The sequence below is a fragment of the Microvirga sp. 2MCAF38 genome (assembly GCF_052115485.1).
GTDB lineage: Bacteria > Pseudomonadota > Alphaproteobacteria > Rhizobiales > Beijerinckiaceae > Microvirga.
On sequence record NZ_JBFRGU010000001.1, the window covers coordinates 463263 to 487509 of the forward strand.

Sequence of the window (24247 nt, forward strand, 5' to 3'; positions counted from 1 at the left end):
GTAACATTATTGTGAGATGCAGTGCTATCTGGCTTGCTTCAGATGGTAGCCTTGATCATGGACTTGGAGAAGGGCTCACCCTTGGTAAAGATCTCAGCTCGTCGGCAGGAAGGCGCAAAAGTCCTCATCTACAGCCATGATACCTTTGGGCTGGGCCATTTACGACGCTCGCGCGCCATCGCCAACGCCATTGTGGATGAATGGCCGAACGCGTCCGTTGTCATCATTTCGGGCTCCCCGGTCATCGGGAATTTCGAGTTCGGAAGCGGTGTGGATTATATTCGAATCCCCGGCGTAACTAAGTTACCCAACGGAGATTACCGTAGTCTCAACCTGAATACTTCCCTCGATATGGCCGTCAACCTTCGCCAGGCGCTCATTCTGCAAGCGGCGAAATCTTTTCAGCCCGACATCTTCATCGTCGACAAGGAGCCGTCGGGCTTTCGTGGCGAGGTGGTGCCGGCTCTCGAATATTTGAAGAGCACCGATTGCCGACTGGTGCTCGGCATTCGCGACGTCATGGACGAGCCCGCTCTTCTGGTGCCCGAATGGGAGCGCAAGGACGCCAAAGAAGCGCTCGTCACCTATTACGACGAGGTCTGGGTCTATGGCCTAAAAGACGTCTATCAACCGCTGGCGGCTCTCGACCTGCCGAAGCACGTGGAAAAGCAGATCATCTATACGGGATACCTGCGCCGGGAGGTTCCCCAGACCCCGTCTTTGACACGCTACCCCAGGATCACGAAACGGCCCTTCATTCTGGTAACGGCCGGCGGCGGCGGGGATGGCGACGACATGGTCGACTGGGTCATATCGGCCTATGAAACCGACCCGCAAATCGAAACGCCCGCGGTGATCGTGTTCGGCCCCTTCATCAACCGGGACATGCGCCGTTCCTTCATGGAGCGTATCGCCCGGCAGAGCAACCTCGACGCCATCGCGTTCGACAACAAGATCGAGCGATTGATGCAAAAGGCCGACGCCATCGTCGCCATGGGCGGATACAACACCTTCTGCGAGATCCTGTCTTTTGATAAGCGTGCCTTGATCGTACCGCGCACGACACCCCGTCTCGAACAATACATCCGCGCGGTCGAAGCGGAGCGACTTGGATTGGTGCGCATGTTGAGCGATTACGAGGCCCCCCGGACACCAGAGCGTATGGCGGAGGCTTTGCGGGGCCTCTCGTCACAGCCGCGCCCGTCCGAGGTTGTGATTCCCGGTCTTCTCGATGGGTTGGATCGGATCACGGAACGGTTGAGACCATCTCTCTCCTACGACACCTTCGTTGCCGCCCGACAGGCGGCCGAGTAGCGGCGTTCATGATGTCCTCGCAACCGGATCGACGGATCGCCGTCGTCGTAAAGGGCTACCCGCGCCTTTCGGAAACGTTCATCGCACAGGAAATTCTGGCGCTCGAGGAGCGCGGCCTCGCTCTTGAAATTTGGTCGCTGCGTCATCCGACCGAGCGGGCCGTGCACCCGATGAATCGGAAGATCAAGGCGAAGGTCCGCTATCTGCCGGAATATCTGTATGAGGAACCGATCCGCGTGTTTCGCGGCTTCCTCTCCGCCCTACGCCGCTCCGGCTTCCGGAATCTCATGGCGGTCTTCTTCCGCGACCTGAAACGCGACATGACCGCCAACCGCGTCCGGCGATTGGGACAAGCCTTCGTCATGGCCCGAGAGCTGCCGGCGGATGTCCAGCATCTGCACGTTCATTATCTCCATACTCCCGCCTCGGTGGTTCGATATGCGGCCATTCTGTCCGACCGAACCTGGACCTACTCGGCTCATGCCAAGGACATCTGGACGACGCCGGATTGGGAAAAGCGTGAAAAACTTTCCGCCGCGCTCTGGGGCGTCACCTGCACGGCGCAAGGTGCTCGGCATCTGCGCGATCTCGTCGTAGCTCCGGATCGTGTTTCCCTCGTCTATCATGGTCTTGATTTGTCGCGATTTCCCGCACCGTCCGAAACGCGCTCAGCGCGGGACGGCAGCGATCCGTCCGATCCCATCCGCATCGTCAGCGTGGGACGTGCCGTCGCCAAGAAGGGCTTTGGCGATCTCATCCAGGCGCTGGCCGCCCTGCCACCCGATCTCCACTGGCGTTTCGCGCATGTGGGAGGCGGTGAGTTGTTGAATCATCTGAAGGGCCTCGCACAGAAAAACGGAATCGCCGACAAGGTCGCGTTTCTTGGATCCAAGGCCCAGCCGGATGTGGTCGCGCTCCTGCGCGAGGCCGATCTGTTCGTACTGCCGTCAAAGAGCGCCTCGTCGGGCGATCGGGATGGTCTGCCGAATGTGCTGATGGAAGCTGCCAGTCAAAAGCTCGCCATCGTCGCCACCGATTTCGCAGGCATTCCCGAATTCGTGCGCGATGGACAGGAAGCCACCCTCGTCCCGCCGGGAGATTGGGAAGCGCTCTCGAACGCTCTCAACCTGATGGCGCGCGATCCGGCTCAGAGGGCAGCGCTCGCCGCCGCCGCGTTCGAGCGCCTACGGAGCGATTTTTCGATGGAAGGCGGCATCGACGAATTGGAGCGGCGCTTTCGCGCGCTGACCGATGTGCAGAAGGATCTAGTTCCGGCGTGAGCGCTTATCCGGTCGCCTTCTACGCTCCCTTGAAGAGCCCGAACCATCCCGCCCCTTCCGGCGACCGGACAATGGCCCGCCTGCTGATGAAAACCCTCGAACGGGCAGGTTTCTCTCCTCACCTCGCCAGCGAGATGAGGACCTTGGAGAAGGATGGCGACCCGCTGCGACAGGAGGCGATCCGACAGGCGTCCGAGCAGGAAGCTGCTCGCCTGATAACGCATTACAACGCTCTGCCCGTTAAAGAGCGGCCGCGTCTCTGGTTCACCTATCACGTTTACTACAAGGCACCGGACTGGATCGGCCCGCGCGTCGCGGATGCGCTTGGCATCCCTTATGTCATCGCCGAGGGTTCGCGCGCCTCGAAGCGTGCAGAGGGTCCGTGGGCAATCGGACATCGTGGTGCGGAAACCGCCCTCGACAGGGCTGACGCGATCTTCGTCATGACCGACAGGGACCGCGCCGCTCTTGTCCGCGCAAAACCTCTCCGGCAACAACTCGTGAGCCTCCCTCCTTTTATCGATGCGGAGGAATGGGGCGGTTCTCCGCAACCGACGTTGCGCGAAAATTCCGAACCCAAGCTTCTGACGGTCGCCATGATGCGGGAGGGCGACAAGCTAGCCTCATATCGCATTCTCGCCGAAGCAATGACATCGATTGCATCATCCCCATGGCAGCTCGATATCGTCGGCGACGGGGAAGCCCGCGAAAATGTCGGGCAACTCTTTGCCGATCTGGGAAAGCGCGTGCGCTTTCACGGTGCCTTCGAGGACCACACCCGTCTCAGATCCTTCTATGAGAACGCCGATCTTTTTCTTTGGCCTGCAGTGAACGAAGCCTACGGCATGGTGCTGTTGGAAGCGCAGGCTTTCGGATGTCCTGTAATCGCGGGCAACTATGGCGGCGTCGCAAGCGTTGTCGAAGACGGGATAACCGGAGCCCTGACGTCGCCCGGTGATGCGAAGGCCTTTGCGGGAACCCTCGCAGAATTGCTTGACGACGGTGAGAAGTTGTCAGCTTTTCGTAAGGCTGCTCAGCTTTTCGTTCGCGAAGAGCGGAGTCTAACGCAGGCGTCCGAGCGCCTTAAGGCGGGACTTATGCCGCTACTCGTGCCGGAGGGAGTCGGGCGTTGCGTGTTTTGATCGCCGTTACGCACCTTCTGGGAGCCGGGCACCTTACGCGCGCTGCCACGCTGGCGCGTGTCTTCGCGGCGCGTGGACACGAAACGACCCTCATCTCCGGCGGCATGTCGTCTGCTCTTATTAGACGCGATGGCATCTCTTTCGTGCAATTGCCGCCCGTTCGCACAAAAGGAACGGATTTCAGGACCTTGCTCGACGAGTCCGGCGAAGCCATCGCCGAAGATCGGCGGCAAGCGCGCAAAGCCTTACTTCTTAAAACACTTCGGAACGCCAAGCCCGATTGCGTCATCACCGAACTCTTCCCCTTCGGACGACGCGTCCTCGCCGATGAATTCATGGCGCTGCTAGAAGCGGCAGAGGCCATGCGTCCCCGCCCGCTGATCGCCAGCTCGATCCGGGACATTCTCATCGCGCCGACCCGGCCCGATAGACTCGCCGAATTTCAGGAAAGGCTTACCCGGTTCTACGATGTCGTGCTCGTTCACGGAGACGAGCGTCTCATTCCCCTCGACGCTTCCTGGCCGGTGGACGAGACCGTGCGTTCGCTGTTGCATTATACTGGCTATGTCGATGACGGCACCACAATCGCATCAGGCGAAACGCGGCATGGGATCCTCGTCTCAGGCGGATCGAGCGCCGCGAGCCTGCCGCTCTACCGCGCCGCCGTGGAAGCGGCAAAGCGTGTCGCGGATCGGCCTTGGCGGATTTTGATCGGTCAAGGCCTCGATGAGGTTGAGTTCAACGTCATCCGATCGTCGGCACCTCCGCATGTAACAGTGGAGCGTGCACGACCTGACTTCCGCAAGCTTCTTGCGGAAACGGAAGTCTCCGTCAGTCAGGCCGGCTACAACACGGCGGTCGATATTCTCAGAACCGGCCCCTCCCCGGTTTTCGTGCCGTTCGAGGCCGGCCATGAGACGGAACAGCGTCTCCGAGCCGAACGCCTCAAAACACTCGGCCGCGCCGAGATCGTCACCGAGGCGGATCTCACGCCGGAGGCTCTGGCAAAAGCGATCCGCGCCGCCCTAGAAAAAACGGAGGCTCCGTCGCTGCCGGTCGCGCTGGACGGTGCGGAAGAAACCGTCTCCCTGATCGAAAAACTCCGGCTCGGCGCTCCAGCCGTTCATCGTCGATGGGATTGGTCCCCCGTCACTGCGGCCTTGAAGCTGGCTCGAGATCGCGGCTGCGAGCCGTCATTCTGGTGGCGGGACGACGATGCGGTCGCCGATACAGCTCAGCTTGACCGGCTCCTCGCCATGGCGCGACGCTATGAGACCGGCATCGCTCTGGCCTCGATCCCGAGAAACATCGAAGCTTCGCTGGTTGAACGGTTGAAGGGCGAGGCGGCGGCATCCATCCTCGTACACGGCCTCCTTCACCGCAACCATGCTCCCGAAAGCGAGAAGAAAGCGGAGTTCGGGGCGCATCGCGCCATCGAACTCATGGAAAGAGAGGCGCTGGAAGGATTTCGCCTCACTGACGAAACCTTTGGCGCCAAGGCCCTTCCGGTTTTCGTACCGCCGTGGAACCGGATTGCACCGGATCTCGTTAAGAGACTCGCGAAGCTCGGCTATCGCGGCCTTTCCACCTTCAACACCCGCATCCGCCCCGAGGCGGCCCCCAGCCTGCTCCAGATCAACACCCACATCGACCCAATCGACTGGCACGGGAGCAGAAGCGTCCTCGAGCCGAGCCAGATCATCGAAACCCTCGCCGCCACCCTCCTCCGCCGGGCAGAGAGCAAGGCCGATCCGAACGAGCCGGTTGGATTGCTGACCCATCACCTCGTGCATGACGAGGCCATCTGGGGCTTCTGTGACCGGCTGTTGGACACTCTGTCGCGCAACAATGTTGGCTTTGTGCTTGCGAGCACAGCATTTTGCGATGAAAACGGATCGAAGTTGAGGGATGGTACGCTATGATGGGTGAAAGTACCGGTCGGTCGGGGGGGACTATGGACAAGCCGCTTCTCTCCATTCGCCAGCTGAAGGTCGACTTCCACGTCGAGTCCGGTGACTTTCGCGCGGTCGACGGCCTGTCCCTGGACATCCCCAAAGGCAAGACCGTCGCTCTCGTCGGTGAATCCGGCTCGGGCAAATCCGTCACAGCGCAAGCCATTCTCCAGATTCTCCCGAAGGTCGCTCATATCAGCGGCGGTGAGATCGTGTTCGACGATCCGGCGAACGGCGGAACTCCCATCGACATTGCCGGTCTTGGTGCCGAGAGCGACGCAATGCACGCCCTGCGCGGCGGTCGCATCGCGATGATCTTTCAGGAGCCGATGACGTCCCTGTCGCCCCTGCACACCATCGGCGATCAGGTCACCGAAGCCCTGATGGTGCACGCGAAAGTATCGCGAGCGAAAGCCAACAAGCACGCGATGGAAGTCTTCGCTCGCGTCGGCTTCCCCGATCCGCGCCGGGCACTGAGAACCTACCCGTTCGAATTGTCCGGCGGCCTGCGCCAGCGCGCCATGATCGCGATGGCGCTGATCACGAAGCCCGCCCTTCTCATCGCGGATGAGCCCACGACCGCGCTCGACGTGACGACGCAAGCGCAGATCCTCGACCTGATCAAGGAATTGCAGCTCGAAACGGGCATGTCCGTTCTTCTCATCACGCACGATCTTGGCGTCGTGGCAAATGTTGCCGACGAAGTCGTGGTGATGTATCGCGGCCGGGTCATGGAGGCGGGCACGCGGGAAGACATCTTCCGTCGCGCCAAGCACCCCTACCTGCAAGCATTGATGCGTGCCGTGCCACGTTTCGACATGAACGAGGACGAGCGCCTGACGCCGATCCGTGAGATCAAGAGTATCGTTTTCGCGCAGGCCGACGCACCCAAGCGCGCCACACAAGCAGGGCCGATCCTCAAAGTCGAGGGATTGTCGAAAACGTTCACCCTGCGCTCCGGCTGGCTTTCAGGACGCACGCGCACCCTTCACGCAGTCAACGGGGTCAACCTCTGCCTGCCTGCCGGTAGGACCTTGGGTCTCGTCGGCGAATCCGGCTGTGGGAAGACGACCGTTTCCAAAATCATCATGCGCGGCATGCAACCGGACGAAGGCCGCGTGCTTTACGATGACGGCAACGGCATAGGTCAGAAGGATGTGCACGATCTCGAAGGCGATGCGCTCACCGCCTATCGCCGTTCGGTACAATTCGTCTTTCAGGATCCGTTCTCGTCCCTCAATCCGCGAATGACCGTTTACGAGACGTTGACCGAGCCGTTGATCATTCACAATGTCGGCACGCCGGACACGCGCTATACCCGCGCGAAGCAGTTGCTCGAAATGGTCGGTCTCGATCAGCGGTCTCTGCGGCGCTATCCGCATTCCTTCTCCGGTGGCCAGCGTCAGCGCCTCGGTATCGCCCGCGCGCTCGCCCTCGAACCGCGCGTCCTGATCTGCGACGAGCCCGTCTCCGCGCTCGATGTTTCCGTGCAGGCACAGATCCTGAATCTGCTGAAGGATTTGCAATCCGCGCTCGGGTTGTCCTATCTCTTCGTGTCCCACAATCTGGCGGTGGTCGATTATATCGCCGACACCATCGCGGTGATGTGTCGGGGCTACATCGTGGAGGAAGCGCCGAAGACTCTGCTCTTCCGCAATCCAATCCATCCCTATACGCAAGCGCTGCTCGCCGCCGTGCCGAGCCCGGAACTCGATCACCTTCTCGATTTTGACAAGCTGCGCACGGATCGCTTCTCTCATCCGAGCGAATGGCCCGAACCCTACCGGCTCACTGGTGCGGAGCTCGGCGCGATGAGGGAGATCGAGCCCGGGCATCACGTGCGCGTGAGCACGAAATCAGATCGGGAGGCCGCGTGATGAGTAGACATCTTCTCGTAAAGGCTTTTCGCGGCGTCCTGACCGCAGCGCTGATGCTGGCGGCGCTTCCGGCGTTGGCGCAATCGTTCGTCGAGCCTCCTTTCTTTGCGGAAAAACTCGCGAAGAAGGAATTGCCGCCGCTGGCGCAACGCCTGCCGCGCGCGCCGCTGATCGTCGACCCGACCACCCACGGCGACACGGTCGGCCGCTATGGTGGAGAGATCGTGACGCTGATCGCGCGGGCGCGTGATATCCGCTATCTCTCGACATACGCTTACACACGCCTCGTCGGCTACAACCGCCAGCTCGAGCTCGAACCCGATCTTCTGGAGAAGATCGAGATCGCGAATGAGCGCGTGTTCACCTTCACACTACGGGAAGGCCATCGCTGGTCGGACGGATCGCCCTTCACCGCGGAAGACTTCCGCTACTATTGGGAGGACGTAGCCCAGAACAAGGAGCTTTCGCCTTCCGGCATTCCGGAGTTCATGCTGGTCAACGGCAAGCCACCGCGTTTCGAAGTCGTAGACGAGCGAACCGTCCGTTATAGCTGGGATCAACCCAATCCACGTTTCCTGCCACAACTTGCCGGAGCGCAGGATCCCGGCATCTTTCGCGCATCGAATTATCTCAAGCGCTTTCATACGAAATATACCGACAAGGCGAAGCTCGAAGAGTTGGCGAAGAAGCAGAAGCTCAAATCATGGGCAGCCCTTCATAACCGCCTCGACGATATGAAGGAGCAGACGAACCCTGATCTCCCGACTTTGCAGGCTTGGCGCGTAACCAACACCTCGCCCGCGACGCGCTTCATCTTCGAACGCAATCCTTATTATCACCGCATCGACACCAAGGGACAGCAACTGCCCTATCTCGATCGGCTGATCATGGATGTGTCGGCCGGTGGCCTTTTTGCTGCCAAAGCCAATGCGGGCGAGGTCGATCTCCTGTTCCGCGGTCTCTCCATGAATGACGTGCCGGTTCTGAAAGAGGGTGAGAAGACGCACCGTTACAAAACGTTGCTGTGGCCTTATGCGCGCGGCAGCGAGATCGCGCTTTATCCCAACCTGAACGTGGTCGATCCGGTCTGGCGTGAGCTCAACCGAGATGTCCGTTTCCGGCGCGCTTTGTCACTCGGCATCGACCGCAGGACATTGAACAACGCATTGCTGTTCGGCCTCGGAACGGAAGGCAACAACACGGTGGTGCCGGAAAGTCCCCTGTTCTCGCAAGACCTTCGCACCTTGCACGCGGAATACAATCCCGGTGAAGCCTCGCGTCTGCTTGATCAGATCGGTCTCACGAAACGCAACGGCGCGGGTTATCGACTTCTCCCGGACGGGCGGGAGCTCGAAATCATCGTCGAAACGGATGGCGAGAGCAGCTTCATCGTCGACGGCCTCACTCTGATCACCGATTTCTGGCGCGAGATCGGCATTCGGCTTTTTGTGAAGCCGCAGGATCGAACCGTGTTGCGCAACCGCTCCTTCGCCGGCTTGACGGTCATGGTCGCGGCGCAGGGGCTCGACAATGCGCTGGCAACCGCCATCATGCCGCCGACGGAACTCGCCCCCATGCGTCAGGACAATTATTCCTGGCCCAAATGGGGACAATACGTCGAGACGAAGGGATCGAAGGGCGAAGCCGTCGATATCCCCGAGGCGAAGCGCCTTCTCGATCTCTACATGGCCTGGATGAACACCGGGAACGAAGAGGCTCAAGCGAAAATCTGGCGCGAGATGCTGCTGAACAGCGTGGAAAACCAATGGGTCATCGGCACGGTGTCTGGCGCACTGCAGCCTATCGTGCTGCGCGACGGATTGAAAAACATGCCGGCGAAAGCCCTCTATAGTTGGGAGCCGACCGCGATGCTCGGCATCTATCGGACGGATGAGATCTACTGGAACAAGGCCGAGAACAAAGAGGCCCGTCGATGATCCTGTTTTTTCTGCGCCGTCTCGGCACGATGGTGGTGACCCTGCTGATCATATCGGCCCTCGTTTTCTTCATCATCAAACTTCCCCCCGGCGACTTCCTGTCCAACCAGATCGCGGAACTGCGTGCGCAAGGCGAGGCCGACGCGATTGCGAAGGCGGAATTTCTCATCAAGCAATACGGCCTCGATAAGCCGGCATGGGAGCAATATCTGGTCTGGCTCGGCGTCCTGCCCGGTGCGAACGGATTTTCCGGTCTTCTGCAAGGAGATTGGGGCTGGTCGTTCGAATACGACAAGCCGGTCGTGGATGTGGTCGGAGACGCGCTCTGGCTGACCCTCGTCGTCAATTTGGCGGTGGTGATCTTCATCCACATCGTGTCGATCCCCATCGCGATCTATTCCGCGACGCGGCAATATTCCATCGGCGACTACATCGCGACCTTCATCGGCTATATCGGTCTTGCAACGCCGAGTTTCCTGCTCGCGCTGATCCTTCTCTACTACATGAACCGCTGGTTCGATGTTTCCATCGGCGGCCTTTACGATGCGAAATTCGCGGGCGAACCGTGGACGTGGGAGAAAGTCCGGTCGCTCCTCTCCCACCTCATCGTGCCGACACTCGTGATCGGTTTAGGCGGCACCGCCGCCATGATCCGCCGCATGCGCGCGAACCTGCTCGATGAACTTGGCAAGCAATATTACGTGACGGCGAAGGCGAAAGGCTTGGCACCGCGCAAGGCGTTGCTGAAATACCCGTTTCGCATGTCGCTCAATCCCTTCATCGCGGATATCGGCAATCTTCTGCCGCACCTGATCTCCGGCTCGGTTCTCGTCTCGCTGGTGCTGAGCCTGCCGACCGTCGGCCCGATCCTACTTTCGGCGCTGAAAATGCAGGATCAGTTCCTTGCCGGCTTCATCCTCATGTTCGTCGCGGTGCTGACGGTTGTGGGCATGTTGATTTCGGATCTGCTTCTGGCGTGGCTCGATCCGCGCATTCGGGCGAGGGCTCGTCGATGAACGAGACTGTTTCACTGAGAAAGCATTATGTCGATCCCGCACCATTCGATCCGGGTGCGAGCGAACCCCTTGGAGCGGAAAGCGAGAGCTTTTACCGGGCATCATCGTGGAAACTCATGTGGTGGAAATTCCGCCGCCACAAAGTGGCCGTCGCCTCGGCGGTAATCCTGCTCGCGTTCTATCTCATGATCCCGTTCGTCGAGATCATCGCACCCTATAATCAAACGAAACGGCACGGCGATTTCATCTATGCGCCGCCGCAGCCCGTGCACCTCATGCATGAAGGGCAGTTCATCGGCCCCTTTGTCTATCCGTACAAGTTCTCGTTCAACCTCGAGACCTTCCGACGCGACTACACTATCGACCGGACCCAGCCACAGCCGATACGTTTCCTCTGCTCCGGCAACGCCTATGAGTTCTGGGGCATCAGGACGATGGATTTCCATCTCGTCTGCCCGCCCCATGACGGCACCATGTTCATCCTCGGTACGGACAGGTTAGGACGCGACATCCTCTCGCGCATCATTTACGGCGCGCGCATCTCGCTCACCGTCGGCATTGTCGGCATCGCCGTGTCCTTCGCGCTCGGCCTGTTCTTCGGTGGATTGGCGGGCTATCTCGGCGGGTGGGTCGATCACGCGATCCAGCGCCTGATCGAGATCCTGCGATCGCTGCCGGAACTACCTCTCTGGCTTGCTCTATCGGCGGCGCTACCGGCGAACTGGAGCCCGCTCCTTGTCTTCTTCGGCATCACGATCATCCTCGGTCTGCTCGATTGGCCCGGCCTCGCGCGCGCTGTGCGCTCGAAGTTGCTTGCGCTTCGCGAGGAGGATTTCGTGAAGGCCGCGGAGCTGATGGGCGCATCCAAGAAGCGCATCATCGCGCGCCATCTCATCCCGAACTTCATGAGCCACCTGATCGCCTCTGCGACGCTCTCGATCCCGTCCATGATCCTCGGTGAAACCGCCCTCTCCTTCTTAGGCTTGGGCTTGCGACCGCCAGTCACGAGCTGGGGCGTTCTCCTGAACGAGGCGCAGAACCTTGCCGCCGTGCAACTTCATCCGTGGCTTCTGTTCCCGATCATCCCGGTCATCGTCGTGGTTCTCGCCTTTAACTTCATGGGCGACGGACTGCGCGACGCAGCGGACCCGTATCACTAGAGCGTAATAAGCGATGGTGATGCTATGCCGGTTGCATCGCTCTAAACATAAACGAGACTAGATGAGAGGAGCTTGACCCCGGTCTGTGCGCGCCAGCATTCAAGCTGACGAAGATCAACACCGCGACAAGTCGACTACTTATCGCCCCGGCGGTCTGTCCTTATTTCTCTGGCCTAACTCCTTTTCAGGAGGCCGCCATGAAGTCTGCACTTGCTGCAATTGTAATGGTGGGAGGTCTGACGTTCCCCGGTGCGGTCCTGCCCGCCTACGCTGCGCCGTTCGGCCCGGAGCCGAGCATCAGCAAGGAAGCTGGCAATCTGATCACCCAAGCGAGATGGGTCTGTGGCCCCTATCGCTGCTGGTGGAGAGGCCCGCGCTACCATCACTACAGATATTATCACCATTACGGGTATCATCACCCGTACAGGTACTATCACCGCGGATATTATCACCCGTACAGGTATTATCACCCGTACAGATACTATTATCCGCGCAGTTACTGGCCCTTCTGCGTGGGTATCTGCTTGTAGTCATCCGCGCATGAGAAAGGCGCCGTCCGGAGACGGCGCCTCGCACATTCCTTCAGTTGCCGTCAGCGGCGGCGCGGGCTCTTGTCGAGCCATGCGACCTGAGCGCCATCTCCACGGCCCTCGTTACGGCGCGGGTTGTCCTGGCGCTGCGCTGGCTTCTGGCCCTGACCCTGCTGCTGTTGTCCACCGGGCTTAGCCCCGCGACGGCGGCGGCGCTTGGGACCGTTCTCCGCATTCGGATCGGCCTGACGCGGTGCGCCATGGCCTTGATTGCCGCGGGCATGCGGCGCGGGACGGCCGCGCTGCGGCTGCTCACGACGCGGTTCGCGAAGCTCGGAAGCGGGCACAGGCGCCGGCAGATCGCTCGGCAACGGCATTACTGGAACTTTAAGGCGCGTCAGCTTCTCGATGTCCTTGAGATAGGCGCGCTCCTCGTCGTTGCAGAACGAGATCGCGACACCCGTCGCGCCGGCACGCGCGGTGCGGCCGATGCGGTGGACATAAGATTCCGGCACGTTCGGCAGATCGTAATTGATCACGTGGCTCACGCCTTCCACGTCGATGCCGCGCGCGGCGATGTCGGTGGCGACGAGAACGCGGCAAGTACCAGCGCGGAACGCAGCCAGCGCACGCTCACGCTGCGGCTGAGACTTGTTGCCGTGGATCGCAGCAGCGGCGATGCCGACCTTCTCCAGATAGCGCACAACCTTGTCCGCCCCGTGCTTGGTGCGGCTGAAGACGAGAACGCGGTCGATGGTGGCATCGCGCAAAACCGCTTCGAGCAACGGCGACTTCTGGCTCGTCTGCACGAACACGACGCTCTGCTCCACGCGCTCGGCAGTGGTAGCGACAGGCGTCACCGCGACCTTGGCGGGATTGCGGAGGAAATCGTCGGCGAGAGACGCGATGGTCTTCGGCATGGTCGCCGAAAAGAACAGGCTCTGACGCTCCTTCGGCAGAAGCTTCACGATGCGCTTCAACGCGTGGATGAAGCCGAGATCGAGCATCTGGTCGGCCTCGTCGAGAACGAGGATCTCCACATCGCGCAGACTCAAGGAACCACGATCGATCAGGTCGAGCAGGCGGCCGGGCGTTGCGACGAGCACGTCGACGCCGCCGGACAGCTCGCGTTCCTGCTTGCCGATATTGACCCCGCCGAACACGACGGAGACGGACAGACGCAAGTTGCGGCCGTAAGTGCGGAAGCTATCGGCGATCTGGCCGGACAACTCACGGGTCGGGCTCAACACGAGCGTACGGCAGCCCTTGCGAACTGGCGAACGGCGATTGGCTTCGAGGCGATGGAGGATCGGCAGGGCGAAGGCCGCCGTCTTGCCGGTGCCGGTCTGGGCGATGCCGCACAGGTCGCGGCCGTCCAGAACGTAAGGGATGGATTGCGCCTGGATCGGCGTGGGCTTCTCATAGCCCTCGGTCGCAAGCGCCTTCAGGATCGGCTGCGCCAATCCGAAATCGGAAAAAAGAGTCAAAGGGTTGTCTTTCAAACAGATGCGGGGGAGCCAGAAAGCTTACTCGGCCAGGAAATCCGGCCCTGCCCGGCTCAAAGAGCGACAACCCGCGTGTGGGGCAGTCGTACGGTCGAGCGATTGAAGAAGTGGGCCGGGCCTTCGCCGTATTCCAGCGAATATCCGTCACGCAGCCCACTCAAGCGGCTCACAAAGAGCGCTGACGCCGTGCTATGCATATGAGGCATGAGAGGCTGTTCGTCAACCGCGAACCCCATAAAGCGCATAGGTCTCTCGAAAAGGCCCCCATATCCCCCACCCGGCCTGCGTGTCCGCGCGCGTCGGAACGGCCCCTCGCTCCCTTCGCCTTTCGAAGCCTTGGCGTTCCGGGGGGAGTTATAATGCGATGGTTTCGATATTGCCGCTCATGTCCCTCTGCTCCCTCGTTGCTTTTGTGTTAAAAGTCGCGCCGACAGTGGGAAGCGGATCCAAGGGCTAAAAATTCGCTTGCCTTAGTCGGCTAAAAAAATCATGTGACAAAGTTCGGATGCATTCCGAGCTTTGAAGGAAAGACTTGTCTCGTGACGACGATAACTGATCTCTTGATTGTGGGCGGGGGCATCAATGGCGCGGGGATTGCGCGTGATGCGGTAGGCCGTGGCCTCTCCGTCGTTCTTTGCGAGCAGGGCGACCTTGCGGGCTACACCTCCTCTGCCAGCACCAAGCTGATTCATGGCGGCCTGCGCTATCTGGAATATTATGAGTTTCGCCTCGTTCGTGAGGCCTTGTTCGAGCGTGAGCGCCTGCTGGAGGCCGCCCCTCACATCATCTGGCCGCTGCGCTTCATCCTGCCTCACGAGAAGGGCATCCGCCCGGCCTGGTTCGTGCGGCTCGGCCTGTTCCTTTACGACCACCTCGCTCCGCGCAAGCGCCTGCCCGGCACCGAGACGATCCACCTGACCCGTCATCCGGCCGGACAAGCTCTGAAGCCCGGCTTCGACACGGCCTTTGTGTACTCGGATTGCTGGGTCGAGGACAGCCGCATGGTCGCGCTGAACGCCCTCGACGCAGCCGAGCGCGGGGCCGATATCCGCGTTCGCACCAAGCTCGTTTCCGCGCACCGCGAAGACGACATCTGGGTGGCGAAGCTGCAAAATACCGAGACCGGCGAGACGATGGAAGTGCGTGCGCGGGTGCTCGTGAATGCGGGCGGTCCGTTCGTGGCGGACGTCCTCAACACCAAGCTCGGCCTCAACACCCAGAAGAACGTGCGCCTCGTGAAGGGCAGCCACATCGTGGTGCCGAAGCTCTTCGAGGACGACAAGGCTTTTATCCTGCAGAACACGGACAAGCGGATCGTGTTCGCCATCCCCTATCAGGGCAAGTTCACGCTTGTGGGCACCACTGACATTCCGGTCGAGTCGGTGCCCGACAAAAAGGTCACTATCAGCGATGCCGAGATCCAATATCTCTGCGATGTGGTGAACCATCACTTCAAGCATCAGGTCACGCCCGCCGACGTGGTGTGGACCTATTCCGGCGTCCGTCCTCTCTTCGACGATGGCTCGACCAACGCCTCCGCGGTGACCCGCGACTACGTGTTCGACTTGGACGGCGAGGCCGGTCAGGCTCCGGTCCTCTCGATCTTCGGGGGCAAGATCACGACTTTCCGCAAGCTCTCCGAGCATGCGCTCGATGAGTTGAAGAAGTTCTTCCCCAACATGAAGCCGTCCTGGACGGAGAAGGCCAAGTTGCCGGGCGGCGACATGCCGGACGCGGATTTCGACCGCTTTTTCGCCACCGTGAAGACCCGCTGGCCCTTCCTCCCGGAGGCCGTGGCTTATCGCTTGTCGCGAGCCTATGGCACTCGCATCGAGGAACTCCTCGGCAAAGCGACCTCCATGGCCGATCTCGGCGAGGATTTCGGCGCCGGTCTGACGGGGGCGGAAGCCGATTACCTCGTCCGTTGGGAATGGGCCCGCAGCGCTGAGGACATCCTGTGGCGCCGCTCGAAGCTCGGTCTCCACGTGCCGAAGGATGCCGCCGCGAAAATCGATGCTTATCTGGCGGCGAAGAAAGTTCTCCAGCCGGCTCAGTAACGGTTTAGATGCGGCCGCCGTCCATGGGCGAGCGGCGGACCGCGCCTCTCTTCGCGTCAGGCCCTTGCCAGGGCTTGGCGTAGCTTCTCGGCATGTGTTGCCAGAACGTCCGGCTTTTCCATTGTCCCGCTATGGGGTTTGAGCGCCACGCCATCGAAGCGCGGAATAACGTGGAAATGCAGATGGAACACCAATTGCCCACCGGCTGTTTCGTTGAACTGATGGATCGTGACACCATCCGCATCGAAGGCGGCCTTCGAGGCTCTGGCGAGGAGTTGCACGGCCTGCGTCAGATGAACGAGATCCTTCGGCTCGGCATCCAGAATATTACGCGCCTTCGCCTTCGGGATGACGAGATGATGCCCCTCCCCACGTGGCATTATGTCCATAAATGCAAGGACATGCTCGTTCTCGTAGATTTTGTGCGCTGGTAGCTCCCCCCGCAGAATTTTCGCGAACACGTTGTCATCGTCGTAAGTCATGGCCACTCCGAAGGGCTCCAAGGGCAGGGAATTAAGCGTAGCAAGGATATTCGTTTAGGCAACGTGGCCCCACTTCGCCAGCCGTGCGCTCCGACAGAGACCGTTCCGGCTGCGGGGCGTGTCAATTGGCCTCCCTTGCCCTCCCGTCAATACTCCAACAGTCGCGTCTCGGCGAGCTTGGGCGCAAATGTCACGGGGAACCATCGAAATTGAGCGCGGTTGTTCAAAGCAAGCGGTAAATTGCTAAGGAGGCGTGATATGACAACCGGTTCGACTTCGAAGCGAGGTTTCGCGTCCATGGACGGCGAGCGTCAGCGCGAAATCGCGAGCAAGGGTGGGAAGAGCGTACCCGCGGAAAAGAGATCTTTCTCTCAGGATCGAGAGTTGGCTTCAGAAGCCGGTCGTAAAGGCGGCCAGGCCTCAGGCAGCACAAGAGGCTCACACGAATAATCCCGCTCGCAACTGACAAAAAGAGGTCGATTTCGGCCTCTTTTCTTTTATGCGGCACACCTCAGAAATGGAATTTCATGCTTGAATCGTGAGAGTCGACGGAGCGAGCCCGGCAATCATTGCCGATGATGGCCTCGAAACGATCAGCGTCGATAAAGTCGTCTTCGACAAAAAACGGCTTCAGATCCTTGGCAAGATCGGCAGACAATTGCAGAAGCGTTTCTGTCAGCTCCACGCATAACATGCTCGCGGCACGCCGAAGGAGAGGTTGAGCGTCTACGCCCGCTGCGCCGATCAGCGTCAGCAGGCTGAACTCTTCACCTGTCCCGCGACGTGACCCTATCGCGTTGATCGTCAAGGAGTTGCTGCGTTGCCGCCGGATCGCAAACGAAAAAAGCAGAGCGTCAGACAACGCCGCGCGCGCTTGCTGCGCCCCGACGACATTCGTCAGGCTCGCCTCTCGCTCCTCCAGAATCGGCGACTGATAAGCTTCTCCGAGATCGGCAAGCCCACGAAAGAGATCGATGGCAGGAAGAATTTTAGGGGAGAAGAGAATCAGAACCGATCGGTCGGACTCAAATGCTTTTGTCTCCATTTGCCTTTGCTCTCAAACCGCCAGCCATTATCTGCGACAAAGCGTCAGACGCTAGACCTCGCAGGCACGACCAAATGTCGCTGCAACAAGAGCGGGCAAATCACCTGATCCTCCTGTTGTTCGACCATCATTCCGCTCACCATCGACGCCACTCGCGGCTCGTCGCTCGCATGCGCGCTGGACAACGAGCGAAGCAGTTCAGGAGGCAGATCCTGAACGGCGAGAATGGTTTCGATATCGCTGGTGGTAATCATGCATCTCTCTCCCGAGCAATACGCTCTGGTATTGGAACGTGCCGGACCGATGCGAGGTTCCGGCCAAATGGCCGCAGCCCTTTGCTCACAGCCGTAAAACGCAATGGAGATCACAAAAAGCGCGTTATCGCGAAGCCGGTTTTTCTTCCGCGTTCTCACGACGGATCAGGCGTCGGAACAGAAGTCCAAAAGCCCTTCGGAGCGCGAAAGTACCCGGTGAGAGAACCTCATCGACCACGAGCTTGGCTCCATCTTTTCGCCGCGCGAGAACGAGGCGTCGATCATGAAAGGCTTCCAGTTCGGGCCGGTGGCCGACGCTGATGACTGCCGCATTGGGAAGCTTTTCAGAAATGCGATGGAGAAGAGTTTCCTGCGTCGCGGGGTCCAACGCGGACGTCGCTTCATCCATGACGATAATGTCCGGCTTCTGAATGAAGAGCTGCGCGAATGCCAGACGTTGCTGCTCGCCCCCGGACAAGGTTCTGTCCCACGGCACGTCCGGTTCGTCGAGTTTATCCGCAAGGTGCGAGAGACCTGCATCGAAGAGCGCATCTCTCACGGCTTTGTCCGCAAGTGATTCCTCCGGGCTCGGATACGCGACGGCACGCTTCAGCGATCCCATCGGCACGTAAGGACGCTGTGGCATGAAGAACAGCTTCGCGCCGCGGCGAGTGGAGATTTCACCACTGCCCCAAGGCCAAAGCCCCGCAATCGCACGGATCAAAGTGCTCTTCCCGGCGCCGGATTCACCAACAACAAGAACCTTTTCACCGGGGGCGATCGTGACTTTCGTTTCGCCTACAACGGCGGTTCCGTCATCGAGATTGACGGATACATCGCGCAGTTGGAGCGCCGCAACGTCGTCCACTTGAGAGCGAATGATGTGCCCTGCTCCGGGATGTTCCGCCAATTCCAATCGGTCGAGCGAAACGATCAGCCCTGCGACGCGATTGGCCGATGCGGTCCAATCCGCCAGTCGCGGGTAATTTTCGACGAGCCAGTTGAAGGATTGCTGGACGGTCACAAAGGCGGTGGAGGCCTGCATCACTTCGCCCAGCGACATCGTGCCGGCCAGATAATTCGGTGCGCACAGGATGATCGGAACGACCGGCGCGAGCACGAAATTGCCATAGGACACGATCGTCGTGCGCAGGTATTGGCCGCACATGGCGCGCCATTGCATGATCACATGCCCGAGCGCCCTGCTGAGCGCACTACGCTCCTCCGGCTCGCCGCCGAGAAGCGCGATGCTCTCACCGTTTTCGCGCAAGCGCGTCGCCGCATAGCGAAACTCGGCCTCGGATTGGTTCTTGCTTTCAGCGACTTCGACGAAGCGGCGACCAATGATCAGCATCGCTGTCGTTGTAAAAACGGAATAGGCGACCGCGACAAAGACGAGATAGCCGGGTATCTCGATCTCGCGCCCCAACCAGCTGAAGGATATCGATCCACTGACAACCCAGAGGACACTGATGAAAGTGACAGCGGTCAAGACAGCTGTGACGACACCGAAGGCGAAATCGACAGGCGATTCAGTCGCGATGCGCGTATCGTCCGCGATCCTGAATTCTGGATTCTGATGCTCACCCTGCACCAGGTTCAATTGATAATATCGTCCATTCTCGAGCCAACGGTCGATCTGATAATCGGTGAGCCACGCTCGCCATGCGCGCTGTGTCGTAAGACGCCCCCACACAGAAGCGACATTGAAGGCAACGGCAGCGAGAGCGAGAGGAACGAAGAAGAACGCCGCGCGGCCAACGAGGGCGATGTCCTTCTTTTCGAGCGCGTCGAAGAGATCGCGATTCCAAACATTCAACCGGAACTGGACGTAGAGCTGACCGAGAATGATTCCGAGAAGCGCGATCGTGAGCAGCCACGCCTCACGCTTCGATACTCCCGTCCAGAAACCTGAGGCAGCGTGCCAAAACCGGGCGAAGAGACGCCGACGATCCACTTTCTCGTCAGGCATGCGCACTCAAGACCCTCCTTCTACGCCCCCTAAAGGTAAGGTTGCCCGGTTTCGCGCATCACCAGGCATAGACCCGGCGGCGGCGATGCATCGGATTTGACGAGCGAGCTGAGCGGACTGGTGCAGCCTATCGCACTGCCTTGACGTTTCACGGTGGGCTCATCCTTGCCTTCCCGCCGCTCCATCGGTTGCTGCACCAGTGGAGACGTCTCCCGAGCCTTCATCGTCAGGATTGGGAGATCCGTATTTCTGGCAAAAATCGTCATGCCAACCTGCGGATCGGATTGATAAAGCACTTCGCCGTCGCGTCCACGCAGGATTACGCTCGTCCCGGTTCCGACCAGTTCGACCTCCGTGACCAAAGACTTGCCAGAAACGGCGACCGGAGGCGCCAAGCGATCCGATTTGCCTTCTACGGCGACCACCTGCCCTAATGACAGGTTCGATGTCCGCGGAGGCTGAGTTTGAGGCGGTTGGCTGAGTGAAGCGTGTGCGAAGGTCGCGGCCAGCGCAATCCCTGTCGCTCCAATGAGAGTTCCTGGCGTGCCGAGCATCTGGGCCTCCTGCAAGAGCAGCTTGGCTGAGTTCGACACATCAACGCTACGGCAGCGCTCGATGTTCCTGCGTAATCCTTAAGGGAATATATGGAAATATGGTGGAACTTTCGATGTTTTCGATGCGTTACTTCAGTACCGGCCTCCTGGTCCTCCCCGCATTCCCCTTGTGCATTGGCCGGCACCTTCAAGACGGGTCATATATTATGGCCCGTCTTTTTTATTTTATATTCAGCTTCACAATAACGAAAACGCCCGACCAACAACGGGCCGGGCGTTTCTTTCAACAAATGTGACTTCTTCTACGCAGAGGCACGCATTTCAGGACGTCGTGCGCGTTGCTGGAAGAACAGGGCCTGACTGATGACGGCCGACACATTGGCCGGTTGGAAGGGTTTGGCGATCAGGAAAGCAGGCTCCGGCCGCTCGCCGGTCAGGAACCGTTCCGGATAGGCGGTGATGAAGATCACCGGCACCTCGAAAGTCTTCAGAAGGTCGTTCACCGCATCGAGGCCAGAACTTCCATCGGCGAGCTGGATATCGGCCAGAATCAGCCCCGGACGCTTGGCATTGGCGAGTTTGACAGCCTCGGTGCGCGTGCGCGCGACGCCGGTGACGTTGTGCCCAAGGCTTTCGACGAGCGCCTCCAGATCCATGGCGATCAGAGGCTCGTCCTCGATGATCAGAATATCTGTCGCCATATCGGCAGCCAGTTCGCGGCCCGCTTCCTCTACAAGATCCTGAACGGCTTTTCCATCCACATCGAGGATGTGGGAGACCTCAGCCTCGGAGAAACCTTCAAGGCTGGAAAGCAGGAATGCCTGTCTTGGGAGTGGTGTAATCTGTCCAATCCTGACCTCCGCCGGCAAATCCCGCTGAATTTGCTCGCCGCGCCCATTCACGGACAATGAATTCCAAATCCGGGTGAATACCTGGAACAGTTCGACCTTGACGTTTCCTTCCGCCCTGATTGTAGCAGGATCGCTGACAAGGGTCTCGAGAGTAGCCGCCACATAGGCATCTCCGGCGGCCTGGCTACCGGTCAGAGCACGGGCGTAGCGGCGAAGATACGGCAGATGCTGGACAACCAGCTGAGCTGTCGACATTCGTTTCCCCTTAGTGGTCTTTAGACGTTGTACCTGGACAATTTAATTCTGAATCGCAGCAAAAGTTCCACTAAAGGGAACCGAAAGCAAGAACCTGCGTTATGGTTCAAAAATATTATGTGCGCGCACACTGCCCTGCCGGACTTGGGTTCTGGCGGCAGGTGTAGGGGATACAAATGACAAGTGAAAAAGGGAACAAGCTCGCCCGGGTCATCCCAGAGGCAGCGCTCGGCGACAAGCTTGACCCCGAACCGCGGCTCGACGAGATCAGCCAGTCCCGCATCGGTGAGCAGCTTCGTGCGATGTACGACGATCTGATGCAGCAACCAATTCCCGACAAATTTGCGGAATTGCTCTCGAAGCTCGATCAAGGCGCCAGGTCCTCCGAGGAGGAGAAGTCTTGACCGAGCCTGAACCGGCTATCCGGGACGCCCTGCTCGCTGCTGTCCCAAGCTTACGTGCCTTTGCGATCTCCCTCTCCGGGCAGGTCGACCGGGCGGATGATCTGGTTCAGGACACCCTTCTGAGAGCTTTGTCGAACCTTCACAGGTTCGAGCGTGGGACCAATCTGAACGCCTGGCTTTTCACCATTCTCCGTAATCTCTTTCATTCCGAGTACCGCAAGCGCCGACGGGAAGTCGAAGACCCGGAAGGCTCCTATGCCGGTCGCCTGAAAGTGCAGCCGGAACAAGGAGCTCGGCTCGATTTCGAGGATTTTCGCACCGCCCTCGCGCAATTGCCCGCCGATCAGCGCGAAGCGCTGCTTCTGGTCGGCGCGTCCGGCTTTTCCTACGAGGAAGCCGCCAATATCTGTGGTTGTGCGGTCGGAACGATCAAAAGCCGCGTCAATCGGGCAAGATCGCGGCTTGCCTCCCTTCTCAACGTGGATGATGTCGAGGATCTCGGCCCGGATCGGATGACGCGAGCAGCGCTTCAAGGGATCGTATAGAGAGAAGTGAAACGCACTCTCCCGTCGTTTGAAAACGCCGCCCCTCGGGGCGGCGTTTTTCGGTAAATTAGGCCCGTCTAGAGAGGATTTCGTCCCCTCAGGAGGCCGATAACGGCCGAAATGGCAAAAAGCACGATCGCCACGAAGAAGATCAGCTTCGCGATTTCGACTGCTGTGCCCGCAATGCCGCCGAAACCGAAAAGGGCCGCAACGAGCGCGATAATGAGAAACGTGACTGCCCATCCGAGCATGGTACCACCTCACAAACCTAGAACTCGGCCTTACGCCGACCATGCACAGTCAACTCCAGCGAAGCATAACGGTTCCGCTTAAGCTGTCCGTTTGGCCTATGTGACGCGTGTTTTACTGCCCATTTCACTACCTATCGTTGATTTTTGGAACCCAAGCATGGCCGGCACGTTCTCCTCCCTGCACGGAGGAAAAGAAAATGGATCGTTCGGTTGCTCTTCGCGCCTGCGTCATCTTTATGATCGCCATGGGAATCGCGGCGGCTGTGGGTGTGTCGGCACAGGCCGATATCGCTGAAGCGCTGTTTGTTATCAGCGGCTCGCTGGGCGTGATAATGCTCTTCTTCGCCCTGACCGCGCCGACCTATACACCTCTGCCCCTGCGCTCGCGCCGACGCGATTGAGCCACGTCCTTCCAGCTTCTTGAGGCACCCTGCACGGGTGCCTTTTGATTCTCTGAAAAGATAAAGCCCGCTCTGATACCGGAGCGGGCTTCGCTTTTCGTGCCGGAGGCCGGAGTTACTCCGCCGGTTGCACCGCTTTGGCTGCCTCGCGACCATCCCCACCCCGCAGCAGATGATAGAGGAGGATGGCACTGAAGGTCGCTGTGCCGATGCCGTCGAGGGTAAAGCCCGCGAGCGTGAGCTTGAAGTTGCCTGCGCCGAGCACCAGCGCCACAGCCACCGTGATGAGGTTTCTGGGGTTTGAGAAATCGACCTTGTTCTCCACCCAGATCCGGCCCGCCGTCGCAGCGATCAGGCCGAACACGACGATCGACAAGCCACCCAGGACCGGAATCGGAATTGTGGCGATGAACGCGCCAAACTTGGGAGATAGGCCGAGCAGGAGTGCGATGGCCGCCGCGACGATGAAGATCAGCGTCGAATAAATACGGGTCACGGACATGACGCCCATGTTTTCCGCGTAAGTGGTCATGCCCGTTCCGCCGAAGGCCCCCGAGACGATTGTGGCAACGCCGTCACCCATGAAGGCGCGACCGAGATACGGATCGAGATTTCGGCCGGTCATGGCGCTGATCGCCTTGATGTGCCCGAGGTTTTCGGCAACCAGGATGATGGCGACGGGAGCAATGAGGCTCATGCCCTGCACCGTGAAAACGGGGCTCTGGAAGTGCGGCAGGCCGAACCAGGCCGCCTCGCCGATCTTCGTGAAATCGATGGCCTGTCCATAACCCAGAACGTTCGCACCGATGTAATAAGCGAGATACCCGCCCGCGCCTCCGAGCAGAACCGGCAGACGGCGCCAGATGCCCGGCGCATAGACCGCGACGAACCCGACCGCGAGCACGGTGAGAATCGAAATCCACCGGGCGAACGACGTTCCGGCCGCGTTGTCGGGCGTGATACCCGAAGCACTGTTGATGGCAATCGGTGCCAACACCAGACCGATCGCCGCGACGATGGCGCCGGTCACCACCGGAGGCATCAGCTTTTCGACCCAGCGATAACCGGCCATCTGCACGATGATGCCGATGAGCGCATAGAGGACGCCCGCGGCGATGATGCCGCCGAGTGCGATCGGGATGTTGGGATTGGGACTTCCAACTGTAGCACCTGTCGCGACAAGCACCGGCCCGATGAAAGCGAAGCTGGAACCGAGATAGCTCGGCACGCGCCCGCCGACGATGATGAAGAAGAGCAGCGTCGCGACGCCGGAGAAGAAGATCGAGACGTTCGGATCGAAGCCCATCAGAATTGGGGCCAAAGCCGTCGAGCCGAACATGGCGACGACGTGTTGAACGCCCGCGACGATGGTCTGCCCTGTCGGCAGCCGCTCGTCAGGCAGAATGATCCCTTCGGTCTTCAGGGTCCAGCGCGGTAGAAAACCATTCTTCATGTTTGTACCC

General features: G+C 59.9%; 23 protein-coding genes. 13 read left to right on the top strand and 10 right to left on the bottom strand.

Translation table 11 applies throughout. The features are described from left to right. Positions 1 to 81 precede the first annotated feature (81 nt). The 8 genes from AB4072_RS02195 to AB4072_RS02230 are packed head-to-tail and all read left to right on the top strand — an operon-like array spanning position 82 to position 11678. Positions 82 to 1314, top strand: coding sequence for a glycosyltransferase family protein (locus tag AB4072_RS02195; RefSeq protein WP_441965263.1), 1233 nt, complete (start codon positions 82 to 84; stop codon positions 1312 to 1314). An 8-nt stretch (positions 1315 to 1322) separates the two neighbouring features. Continuing rightward, on the top strand, positions 1323 to 2594 hold the full coding sequence (locus tag AB4072_RS02200; RefSeq protein WP_441965264.1) for a glycosyltransferase: 1272 nt from the start codon (positions 1323 to 1325) through the stop codon (positions 2592 to 2594). Next, a complete protein-coding gene (locus AB4072_RS02205; protein ID WP_441965265.1) occupies positions 2591 to 3736 on the top strand; it encodes a glycosyltransferase family 4 protein in 1146 nt (381 codons plus the stop codon). The genes AB4072_RS02200 and AB4072_RS02205 overlap by 4 nt, the downstream gene beginning before the upstream one ends. After that, complete coding sequence (locus AB4072_RS02210) at positions 3724 to 5658, top strand: glycosyltransferase (RefSeq protein ID WP_441965266.1); 1935 nt, start codon at positions 3724 to 3726, stop codon at positions 5656 to 5658. The genes AB4072_RS02205 and AB4072_RS02210 overlap by 13 nt, the downstream gene beginning before the upstream one ends. A gap of 32 nt (positions 5659 to 5690) precedes the next feature. After that, entirely contained in the window at positions 5691 to 7565 is a 1875-nt protein-coding gene (locus tag AB4072_RS02215; protein ID WP_441965267.1) for an ABC transporter ATP-binding protein, read from the top strand. Continuing rightward, positions 7565 to 9502: an ABC transporter substrate-binding protein gene (locus tag AB4072_RS02220; RefSeq protein WP_441965268.1), complete on the top strand. Its 1938-nt coding sequence runs from the start codon at positions 7565 to 7567 to the stop codon at positions 9500 to 9502. The genes AB4072_RS02215 and AB4072_RS02220 overlap by 1 nt, the downstream gene beginning before the upstream one ends. Then, complete coding sequence (locus tag AB4072_RS02225; protein ID WP_441965269.1) at positions 9499 to 10518, top strand: ABC transporter permease; 1020 nt, start codon at positions 9499 to 9501, stop codon at positions 10516 to 10518. The genes AB4072_RS02220 and AB4072_RS02225 overlap by 4 nt, the downstream gene beginning before the upstream one ends. Beyond that, complete coding sequence (locus tag AB4072_RS02230; RefSeq protein WP_441965270.1) at positions 10515 to 11678, top strand: ABC transporter permease; 1164 nt, start codon at positions 10515 to 10517, stop codon at positions 11676 to 11678. The genes AB4072_RS02225 and AB4072_RS02230 overlap by 4 nt, the downstream gene beginning before the upstream one ends. Before the next feature lie 592 nt (positions 11679 to 12270). Here the strand turns inward: AB4072_RS02230 and AB4072_RS02235 are convergent. Continuing rightward, positions 12271 to 13695, bottom strand: a complete 1425-nt coding sequence (locus tag AB4072_RS02235) for a DEAD/DEAH box helicase (protein WP_441965271.1) — start codon at positions 13693 to 13695, stop codon at positions 12271 to 12273. Positions 13696 to 13766: 71 nt separating this feature from the next. Further along, a complete protein-coding gene (locus AB4072_RS02240; RefSeq protein WP_441965272.1) occupies positions 13767 to 13919 on the bottom strand; it encodes a hypothetical protein in 153 nt (50 codons plus the stop codon). Between the two features lie 333 nt (positions 13920 to 14252). On the opposite strand from AB4072_RS02240, the gene AB4072_RS02245 reads away from it, so the two are divergent. Then, positions 14253 to 15770 carry a glycerol-3-phosphate dehydrogenase gene (locus tag AB4072_RS02245; RefSeq protein WP_441965273.1) on the top strand — a complete coding sequence of 506 codons (1518 nt, stop codon included), beginning with the start codon at positions 14253 to 14255 and terminating at the stop codon, positions 15768 to 15770. Positions 15771 to 15826: 56 nt separating this feature from the next. On the opposite strand, the gene AB4072_RS02250 is transcribed toward AB4072_RS02245, so the two are convergent. After that, positions 15827 to 16258: an HIT family protein gene (locus AB4072_RS02250; RefSeq protein WP_441965274.1), complete on the bottom strand. Its 432-nt coding sequence runs from the start codon at positions 16256 to 16258 to the stop codon at positions 15827 to 15829. Positions 16259 to 16510: 252 nt separating this feature from the next. Here AB4072_RS02250 and AB4072_RS02255 point away from each other — a divergent pair, with 252 nt between their 5' ends. After that, positions 16511 to 16702 (top strand): general stress protein, encoded by a 192-nt coding sequence (locus AB4072_RS02255; protein ID WP_441965275.1) that lies wholly within the window; start codon positions 16511 to 16513, stop codon positions 16700 to 16702. 61 nt (positions 16703 to 16763) lie between these two features. Here AB4072_RS02255 and AB4072_RS02260 read toward each other — a convergent pair whose 3' ends face one another. From AB4072_RS02260 to AB4072_RS02280, 5 genes are all read right to left on the bottom strand, one after another. Continuing rightward, positions 16764 to 17297, bottom strand: a complete 534-nt coding sequence (locus tag AB4072_RS02260) for a hypothetical protein (protein ID WP_441965276.1) — start codon at positions 17295 to 17297, stop codon at positions 16764 to 16766. A 44-nt stretch (positions 17298 to 17341) separates the two neighbouring features. After that, on the bottom strand, positions 17342 to 17551 hold the full coding sequence (locus AB4072_RS02265; RefSeq protein WP_441965277.1) for a hypothetical protein: 210 nt from the start codon (positions 17549 to 17551) through the stop codon (positions 17342 to 17344). Between the two features lie 124 nt (positions 17552 to 17675). Further along, on the bottom strand, positions 17676 to 19523 hold the full coding sequence (locus AB4072_RS02270) for an ABC transporter ATP-binding protein/permease (RefSeq protein ID WP_441965278.1): 1848 nt from the start codon (positions 19521 to 19523) through the stop codon (positions 17676 to 17678). Positions 19524 to 19552: 29 nt separating this feature from the next. Next, the gene (locus AB4072_RS02275; RefSeq protein WP_441965279.1) at positions 19553 to 20077 is read right to left on the bottom strand and encodes a hypothetical protein; all 525 of its coding nucleotides are present in this window, start codon (positions 20075 to 20077) and stop codon (positions 19553 to 19555) included. Between the two features lie 302 nt (positions 20078 to 20379). Then, positions 20380 to 21183, bottom strand: a complete 804-nt coding sequence (locus tag AB4072_RS02280; RefSeq protein ID WP_441965280.1) for a response regulator — start codon at positions 21181 to 21183, stop codon at positions 20380 to 20382. Positions 21184 to 21359: 176 nt separating this feature from the next. Here AB4072_RS02280 and AB4072_RS02285 point away from each other — a divergent pair, with 176 nt between their 5' ends. Both AB4072_RS02285 and AB4072_RS02290 read left to right on the top strand, forming a co-directional pair. Then, complete coding sequence (locus AB4072_RS02285; protein WP_441965281.1) at positions 21360 to 21587, top strand: NepR family anti-sigma factor; 228 nt, start codon at positions 21360 to 21362, stop codon at positions 21585 to 21587. After that, positions 21584 to 22132, top strand: a complete 549-nt coding sequence (locus tag AB4072_RS02290) for a sigma-70 family RNA polymerase sigma factor (RefSeq protein WP_441965282.1) — start codon at positions 21584 to 21586, stop codon at positions 22130 to 22132. Before AB4072_RS02285 ends, AB4072_RS02290 begins: the two co-directional genes overlap by 4 nt. A 77-nt stretch (positions 22133 to 22209) precedes the next feature. On the opposite strand, the gene AB4072_RS02295 is transcribed toward AB4072_RS02290, so the two are convergent. Further along, positions 22210 to 22383 (bottom strand): DUF1328 domain-containing protein, encoded by a 174-nt coding sequence (locus tag AB4072_RS02295; RefSeq protein ID WP_109596226.1) that lies wholly within the window; start codon positions 22381 to 22383, stop codon positions 22210 to 22212. 197 nt (positions 22384 to 22580) lie between these two features. Here AB4072_RS02295 and AB4072_RS02300 point away from each other — a divergent pair, with 197 nt between their 5' ends. Then, a complete protein-coding gene (locus AB4072_RS02300; protein ID WP_441965283.1) occupies positions 22581 to 22784 on the top strand; it encodes a hypothetical protein in 204 nt (67 codons plus the stop codon). Between the two features lie 115 nt (positions 22785 to 22899). On the opposite strand, the gene AB4072_RS02305 is transcribed toward AB4072_RS02300, so the two are convergent. Continuing rightward, positions 22900 to 24237, bottom strand: a complete 1338-nt coding sequence (locus tag AB4072_RS02305; protein WP_441965284.1) for a solute carrier family 23 protein — start codon at positions 24235 to 24237, stop codon at positions 22900 to 22902. Positions 24238 to 24247: the final 10 nt, after the last annotated feature.

Bases quoted from the DNA above. Each gene is read 5' to 3' on its own strand.
- AB4072_RS02200 (WP_441965264.1), top strand. From the start codon at position 1,323: ATGATGTCCTCGCAACCGGATCGACGGATCGCCGTCGTCGTAAAGGGC.
- AB4072_RS02215 (WP_441965267.1), top strand. From the start codon at position 5,691: ATGGACAAGCCGCTTCTCTCCATTCGCCAGCTGAAGGTCGACTTCCAC.
- AB4072_RS02220 (WP_441965268.1), top strand. From the start codon at position 7,565: ATGAGTAGACATCTTCTCGTAAAGGCTTTTCGCGGCGTCCTGACCGCA.
- AB4072_RS02225 (WP_441965269.1), top strand. From the start codon at position 9,499: ATGATCCTGTTTTTTCTGCGCCGTCTCGGCACGATGGTGGTGACCCTG.
- AB4072_RS02230 (WP_441965270.1), top strand. From the start codon at position 10,515: ATGAACGAGACTGTTTCACTGAGAAAGCATTATGTCGATCCCGCACCA.
- AB4072_RS02240 (WP_441965272.1), bottom strand. From the start codon at position 13,919: ATGCCTCATATGCATAGCACGGCGTCAGCGCTCTTTGTGAGCCGCTTG.
- AB4072_RS02255 (WP_441965275.1), top strand. From the start codon at position 16,511: ATGACAACCGGTTCGACTTCGAAGCGAGGTTTCGCGTCCATGGACGGC.
- AB4072_RS02260 (WP_441965276.1), bottom strand. From the start codon at position 17,297: ATGGAGACAAAAGCATTTGAGTCCGACCGATCGGTTCTGATTCTCTTC.
- AB4072_RS02265 (WP_441965277.1), bottom strand. From the start codon at position 17,551: ATGATTACCACCAGCGATATCGAAACCATTCTCGCCGTTCAGGATCTG.
- AB4072_RS02270 (WP_441965278.1), bottom strand. From the start codon at position 19,523: ATGCCTGACGAGAAAGTGGATCGTCGGCGTCTCTTCGCCCGGTTTTGG.
- AB4072_RS02275 (WP_441965279.1), bottom strand. From the start codon at position 20,077: ATGCTCGGCACGCCAGGAACTCTCATTGGAGCGACAGGGATTGCGCTG.
- AB4072_RS02280 (WP_441965280.1), bottom strand. From the start codon at position 21,183: ATGTCGACAGCTCAGCTGGTTGTCCAGCATCTGCCGTATCTTCGCCGC.
- AB4072_RS02285 (WP_441965281.1), top strand. From the start codon at position 21,360: ATGACAAGTGAAAAAGGGAACAAGCTCGCCCGGGTCATCCCAGAGGCA.
- AB4072_RS02295 (WP_109596226.1), bottom strand. From the start codon at position 22,383: ATGCTCGGATGGGCAGTCACGTTTCTCATTATCGCGCTCGTTGCGGCC.
- AB4072_RS02300 (WP_441965283.1), top strand. From the start codon at position 22,581: ATGGATCGTTCGGTTGCTCTTCGCGCCTGCGTCATCTTTATGATCGCC.
- AB4072_RS02305 (WP_441965284.1), bottom strand. From the start codon at position 24,237: ATGAAGAATGGTTTTCTACCGCGCTGGACCCTGAAGACCGAAGGGATC.